This window comes from Kitasatospora sp. NPDC056783, from assembly GCF_042789895.1.
Lineage (GTDB): Bacteria > Actinomycetota > Actinomycetes > Streptomycetales > Streptomycetaceae > Kitasatospora.
This window is the reverse complement of the sequence record NZ_JBHUAF010000448.1, coordinates 1-6,561: the sequence shown is the minus strand read 5'-3', so window position 1 is coordinate 6,561 and position 6,561 is coordinate 1. Positions and strand designations below refer to the sequence as shown.

Sequence of the window (6,561 nt, the reverse complement as noted above, 5' to 3'; positions counted from 1 at the left end):
GTGGCCGCCGAACGCATCAGCAGCGAGGACCGCAGGTAGCGCACCATCGGCTCCAGCGCCAGCTTCAGCACCTCCCGCACGTCCGCCACCGGGTGGACGGTGAGCCGCTCCAGCACCTCGGCCGGGACGTCGTCCAGGTCGGCCTCGTTGCGCTTGGGGATGATCACCGTGGTGAGCCCGGCCCGGTCGGCGGCGAGCAGCTTCTGCTTCACCCCGCCGATCGGCAGCACCCGCCCGGTCAGCGACACCTCGCCCGTCATCGCCACGTCGGTGCGCACCTTGCGGCCGGAGAGCAGCGAGGCCAGCGCCGTGGTCATGGTGATGCCGGCGCTCGGCCCGTCCTTGGGGACGGCCCCGGCCGGGACGTGCAGGTGCACGCCGCGGTCGCGGAGCGAGGTGACCGGCAGTTCCAGCTCGGCCCCGCGCGAGCGCAGGAAGGAGAGCGCGATGTGCGCGGACTCCTTCATCACGTCGCCCAGCTGGCCGGTCAGCGTGAGCCCGGTGCCGCCGGTCTCGGCGTCGGCCAGCGAGGCCTCGATGTAGAGGACGTCTCCGCCGGCGCCCGTCACCGCGAGGCCGGTGGCCACGCCGGGGACGGCGGTGCGGCGCTCGGCCGGCTCGTGGGCGGACTCCGGCACGTGGTGCGGCCGGCCGATCAGGGCGCGCAGGTCCCGCGCGCCGATCGCGGTGGGCAGCTCGCGCTCGCCCAGTTCGGCCTGCGCGGCGACCTTGCGCAGCACCCGGGCGATCGAGCGCTCCAGGTTCCGGACGCCGGCCTCCCGGGTGTACTCCCCGGCGAGCTTGCGCAGCGCCTCCTCGCCCACGGTGACCTGCTCGCCGCCGAGGCCGGCCTTCTCCAGCTGGCGCGGGAGCAGGTGGTCGCGGGCGATGACGACCTTCTCGTCCTCGGTGTAGCCGTCCAGCCGGACGAGCTCCATCCGGTCGAGCAGCGGCTCGGGGATGGCCTCCAGCACGTTGGCGGTGGCGAGGAAGACGACGTCGGAGAGGTCGAGCTCGACCTCCAGGTAGTGGTCGCGGAAGGTGTGGTTCTGCGCCGGGTCCAGCACCTCCAGCAGCGCCGCGGCCGGGTCGCCCCGGTAGTCGGAGCCCACCTTGTCGATCTCGTCCAGCAGGACGACCGGGTTCATCGAGCCGGCCTCCTTGATCGCCCGCACCAGCCGGCCGGGCAGCGCGCCGACGTAGGTGCGCCGGTGGCCGCGGATCTCCGCCTCGTCCCGGACGCCGCCGAGCGCGACCCGGACGAACTCGCGTCCCATCGCCCGGGCGACGGACTCGCCGAGCGAGGTCTTGCCGACGCCGGGCGGGCCGACCAGGGCCAGCACGGCGCCCCCTCGGCGGCCGCCGACCTGCGCGAGCCCCTGGTCGGCCCGGCGCTTGCGGACGGCCAGGTACTCGACGATCCGCTCCTTGACGTCGGCGAGGCCGGCGTGGTCGGCGTCCAGCACCGCGCGGGCGCCGGCGATGTCGTACGCGTCCTCGGTGCGCTCGTTCCAGGGCAGCTCCAGGACGGTGTCCAGCCAGGTGCGGATCCAGGAGCCCTCGGGTGACTGGTCGGAGGCCCGCTCCAGCTTGTCGACCTCCTTGAGCGCGGCCTCGCGGACCTTCTCGGGCAGGTCGGCGGCCTCGACCCGGGCGCGGTAGTCGCCCTCCTCGTCGGCGGCCTCGCCGTTCAGCTCGGCCAGTTCCTTGCGGACGGCCTCCAGCTGGCGGCGGAGCAGGAACTCCTTCTGCTGCTTGGCCACGCCCTCCTCGACGTCCTTGCGGATGGTGTCGTTGACCTCCTCCTCCGCGAGGTGGTCGCGCAGCAGGGTGAGCGCGTACTCCAGGCGGGCGACCTGGTCGGCCTCCAGCAGCACCTTGAGCTTCTGCTCGGCGGTGGCGAAGGGCGCGTAGCCGATGTTGTCGGCGAGCTCGCCGACGCCCTCGATCTGCGCCACCCGGTCGACGACCTGCCAGGCGCCGCGCCTGCGCAGCCACTGGGTGGACAGCGCCTTGTACTCCTTGACCAGCTCGGCGGCCCGGCCGGCCACCGGCATGCCGACGGAGGACTCCTTGAAGGGCGTGGTCTCCACCCAGAGGGCGGCGCCGGGGCCGGTGGTGCCGACCCCGATCCGGACCCGGCGCACGGCGCGCACCAGCGCGGCCGGGTCGCCGTCGGCCAGCCGGCCGACCTGCTCCACGGTGGCCAGGGTGCCGGCCGCGGCGTACGAGCCGTCCACCCGCGGCACCAGCAGGACCTGCGGCTTGCCGGAACCGGTGGCCGCGGCCCGGGCGGCCTCGACCGCCGCACGCACCTCGGCGTCCTTCAGGTCCAGCGGGACGACCATGCCCGGCAGGACGACCTCGTCGTCGAGCGGCAGCACGGGCAGGGTGAGCGGAGTGGACGTGGATGCCATGATCTCTCCCCAGTCATCGAACTTGAGTCGACCTGACTAAGGCTTGACGGGCGGCGAATGTTCCCGGGGCCCGGTTCGCTGTGAGCGAACAGGAATCGGCGCCGAATGCGCCACGCCCGGCTCCGTCAAAAGAGCCCCAAATGCGCGTGAAGAGAACCTCAAGAAAACCTGATGGGAAGGCCGCCCCGCCCCGGCGGAACCCGGTCGGGCGACGGCGTCAACGCGCCGGGCGCACCCGCGCGGGGGCACCCCCGGCGGCCGTCACGGCGGCCGGACGCGGCCGGGGCGGGCGCCGCTCGATCCGGCGCAGCCAGCGCCACAGCGCGACCCCGGTGAGCACCGCGGCCGGGTGCCCCACCCCGGTGATCACGTCCCGGTCGGTGGCGATCTGCTCGGCGATCATCAGCCCGGCACCGCCCAGCGCGAGCAGCCGCCCGCGCCAGGAGAGCAGCCCGGCCACCGCCCCCAGGCAGGCCAGCACGCCGTAACTGACCCCGATGTCCAGGTAGTCCATCGCCTCGGGCGCCATCCGCCCGGTCTCCACGGCGACGATCACCACTCCCTGGGAGAGCAGCGTCGCCACGATGTGCCCGGCCGCGAAGACCGCCGCCGCCCGGGCCGGACCGACCTTGCGCTCCAGCGGCGCCAGCGTGAACGCGAATCCCCACAGGTACGGCATCCACACCTCGCCGGCCACCCAGAATCCGCTCAGCACGAGGGCGCGCAAAGGGTGCTGGAGCAGGTTGTGCCCGTCCGAACTGGAGGCTTCCTGCAAGCGCTGGACGAGTTCCGGATCGGCGACTTTGGCAAAGGTCGTGGTGGCTCCCACGACGGCGAGATATCCGAGCGTGAAGGGCGTCCGCCGGGGTGTCGGCAGCCGTTCCAGCAGCCACTCCAGGACGCCGGTGCGCAGCCCGAGGCGGAGCATTCCGTACGGCGCTCCCACGGTCCCGCACCCACCGGCACCCTGCCTCGGCCCTGCCATGCCGCCTCCGCTCCACGTCGTGCCCACCGGCTCCCCGCAGGTCCCCAACGTACCGGCGCGCGGCGTGGAATCCACCCCTCCGGGTGTCGTCGCGGTCACCGTACGTCGAGGTTATGAGAGGCACCTGGGAAAAGACGGTGAAGGCCCGCCGTCGCGACGGGCCGACGGATTCCCGACATTGGTCCAGACCTTCTCCCGATTAACGCGACGACGGGGCCTCTGACCGGCGACTTGGCGTCAACTGGACTGCATACGTACCGTTACGCAGAGAAAATTCGCCGGGTAAGGTATCGGCCCGTGCCCACTCGCGCAGTGGGCCCGAGGGCGGCCCGACAGCCGGCCCACGGGCCGGAAACGTCCGGTCCACCTGCCGGGAAGCATCCGCTGTCCGTACGCTGCGAAGTGCGCGGGAGAAGTGGGCGGCCGACCATCCGTCCTCGGCTCCCGCTCGCGCGACGGGACGGCGGACCCGGCACAGTCCACGACGGAACAAGACTACGAGCGGAGCCCGCCATCCCCACGGGTGGCCGGCCCGCAGCCCTGGGGGCGGTGGCGTGACCGTGACAGAGATTCAGCAGGACAACCACAACACCGGTGGCACTGTGAGCAGCCAGCGCAGAGTCCTGGTGGTGGAGGACGAGCCCACGATCGCCGAGTCGATCGCCGCCCGGCTGGGCGCCGAGGGCTTCAAGGTCGCCGTGGCCCACGACGGCCCCGGAGCGGTCGACGGCTTCCACACCTGGCAGCCGGACCTGGTGGTCCTCGACATCATGCTGCCCGGCTTCGACGGCCTGGAGGTGTGCCGCCGGATCCAGGCCCAGCGCCCGGTGCCGGTGCTGATGCTGACCGCCCGCGACGACGAGACGGACCTGCTGGTCGGCCTCGGCGTCGGCGCGGACGACTACATGACCAAGCCGTTCTCGATGCGCGAGCTGGCCGCCCGTGTCAACGTCCTGCTGCGCCGCGTCGAGCGCGCCCAGCAGGCCGCCCGCACGCCCGCGCTGGGCAGCCTGCGCTTCGGCGAGCTGGAGATCGACCACGTGCAGCGCCGGGTCCGGCTCGCCTCGGGCGACGTCCACCTGACGCCGACCGAGTTCGACCTGCTCGCCTGCCTGGCCGCCCAGCCGCGCGCGGTGCTCACCCGCGAGCAGCTGCTGGCCGAGGTGTGGGACTGGACCGACGCCTCCGGCACCCGCACGGTGGACAGCCACGTCAAGGCACTGCGCCGGAAGATCGGCGCCAGCTGGATCCGCACCGTCCACGGCGTCGGCTACGCGCTGGAGGCCCCGCTCTCCTGACGGCGCCCCTTCGACGGCGGGCCACCGGGGGCCCGCGCCGGGAACGACGCCGTGCCACCAGCGGGGACCACAGGGGACGATGACCTTTCCACAGCAACGCGACGGGGAGCCCGACGGCACGCGGCCGCAGAGCCTCGCCGCCCGCGCCGCCCGCCGGGTCTGGGCCGACATCCGGCCGCTCGACCCGGTCCGCTCGATCAAGGGCAAGCTCGCGCTGCTCGTGGTCGTCTCCGTGTTCCTGGCCACCGGGATGGTGGTGATGGCGATCCGGTCCGAGACCCAGATCCGGATCATCATGGTCTTCTCGATGATCGCCTCGCTGCTGTTCATGCAGTTCCTCGCACACGGGCTGACCGCCCCCCTGCGCGAGATGACGGCCGCCGCCCGCGCGATGGCCTCCGGCGACTACAGCCGCCGGGTCGAGGTGAGCTCGCGCGACGAGATCGGCGAGCTGGCGTCCGCCTTCAACGCGATGGCCGCCGACCTCCAGGCCGCCGACCGGCACCGCCGGGAGCTGGTCGCCAACGTCTCGCACGAGCTGCGCACGCCCATCGCCGCGCTGCGCGCCGTGCTGGAGAACGTGGTGGACGGCGTCGTCCAGCCCAATCCGGCCACCCTGGGGGCGGCGCTGGAGCAGACCGAGCGGCTCGGCCGCCTGGTCACCCACCTGCTCGACCTCTCCAAGATCGACGACGGCGTGGTCGACCTGGACGCCCGCCGCTTCGAGGTGCGCGAGTTCCTGGACGGCGTGCTGCGCGGGGTCACCGTGGACGGCGCGACGGCCGGCGGCGCCTCCTCCCGGCGCGGGGACGTCCGGCTGGCCCTGGAGGTCAACCCGGCCGGCCTGACCGGCGTGGCGGACCCGGAGCGCCTCCACCAGGTGGTCGCCAACCTGGTCGACAACGCCTGCAAGCACTCCCCGCCCGGCGGCACCGTGACGGTGCGGGCGAGGCCGGAGGGCGAGGCCGGAGGGCTGCTGCTGGAGGTCGAGGACGAGGGCCCCGGCATCCCGCCGGCCGACCGGACCCGGGTCTTCGAGCGGTTCGGCCGCAGCGGCACCCCGACCGCCGCCGGACCGGGCGCGGACGGCGGCACCGGACTGGGCCTGGCCATCGCCCGCTGGGCGGTCGACCTGCACGGCGGGCGGATCGCGGTGGCCGAGTCCCCGCGCGGCTGCCGGATCGAGGTCAGGCTGCCCGGGCAGCGTCAAGGTGACGGTCGGGACATTTGTCACAAGTCCGACACAGAGCCCGACGAAGATCGCTAGAGGATTTGGCCGAGTCCATGTCCGCTTTTGCCCTGTTTTGAGCCCTGTTCGGTGCCGATCGCTTCCCCTCGGATGCGGCTTCCTAACGCACATTTTCAGCCAAAGTGCAGGTCAGGACTGTGATCTGGGCGACGCCTGGGCCCCGGGGACTGCGCGATCACCGGTCAGGGGCGTAGCCTTAATCCCCGCTGTCCAAACATCCCAAAAGGAAGCGGAAGAGGGCGGTTGCCGCCGTGTCGCCACAGTCCCCCGAAACACCCAACAGCTCGGCAAGTTCCACTGGCTTCGGCCCCAATGAGTGGCTCGTCGACGAGATCTACCAGCAGTACCTCCAGGACCCGAACTCGGTCGACCGAGCCTGGTGGGACTTTTTCGCCGACTACAAGCCCGGTACCGAGGTGACCCCAGTGACCCAGGCCGCGACCCAGGCCGGCTCCGCGCCGACCCCTGCCGCTGCCCCCGCGCCCGCTGCTGCTGCTGCGCCCGCACCCGCCGCACCCGCCGCTCCGGCCGCCCCGGCCCCGGCTCCGGCTCCGGCCGCCGCCCCGGCGCCGCTCGCCGCCGCGCCGCCGGCCCCCAAGGCCGCGCCGGCCC

5 protein-coding genes are annotated in these 6,561 nt (G+C 73.1%); 3 read left to right on the top strand and 2 right to left on the bottom strand.

What is annotated here, in order from left to right:
• Both lon and ACFRMQ_RS36425 read right to left on the bottom strand, forming a co-directional pair.
• On the bottom strand, positions 1–2,417 hold a 2,417-nt coding region (gene lon / locus ACFRMQ_RS36430; protein WP_380735124.1), incomplete at its 3' end, for an endopeptidase La.
• Positions 2,418–2,634: 217 nt separating this feature from the next.
• Entirely contained in the window at positions 2,635–3,345 is a 711-nt protein-coding gene (locus tag ACFRMQ_RS36425) for a rhomboid-like protein (protein WP_380735122.1), read from the bottom strand.
• Between the two features lie 617 nt (positions 3,346–3,962).
• Here ACFRMQ_RS36425 and ACFRMQ_RS36420 point away from each other — a divergent pair.
• From ACFRMQ_RS36420 to ACFRMQ_RS36410, 3 genes are all read left to right on the top strand, one after another.
• A complete protein-coding gene (locus tag ACFRMQ_RS36420; RefSeq protein ID WP_030057574.1) occupies positions 3,963–4,700 on the top strand; it encodes a response regulator transcription factor in 738 nt (245 codons plus the stop codon).
• A gap of 79 nt (positions 4,701–4,779) precedes the next feature.
• A complete protein-coding gene (locus ACFRMQ_RS36415) occupies positions 4,780–5,967 on the top strand; it encodes an ATP-binding protein (RefSeq protein ID WP_380735121.1) in 1,188 nt (395 codons plus the stop codon).
• 233 nt (positions 5,968–6,200) lie between these two features.
• A partial coding sequence (locus ACFRMQ_RS36410) for a hypothetical protein (protein ID WP_380735120.1) occupies positions 6,201–6,561 on the top strand: 361 nt, incomplete at its 3' end.

Coding starts and splice junctions, on each gene's coding strand:
- ACFRMQ_RS36425 (WP_380735122.1), bottom strand. CDS start 3,345: ATGCTCCGCCTCGGGCTGCGCACCGGCGTCCTGGAGTGGCTGCTGGAA.
- ACFRMQ_RS36415 (WP_380735121.1), top strand. CDS start 4,780: ATGACCTTTCCACAGCAACGCGACGGGGAGCCCGACGGCACGCGGCCG.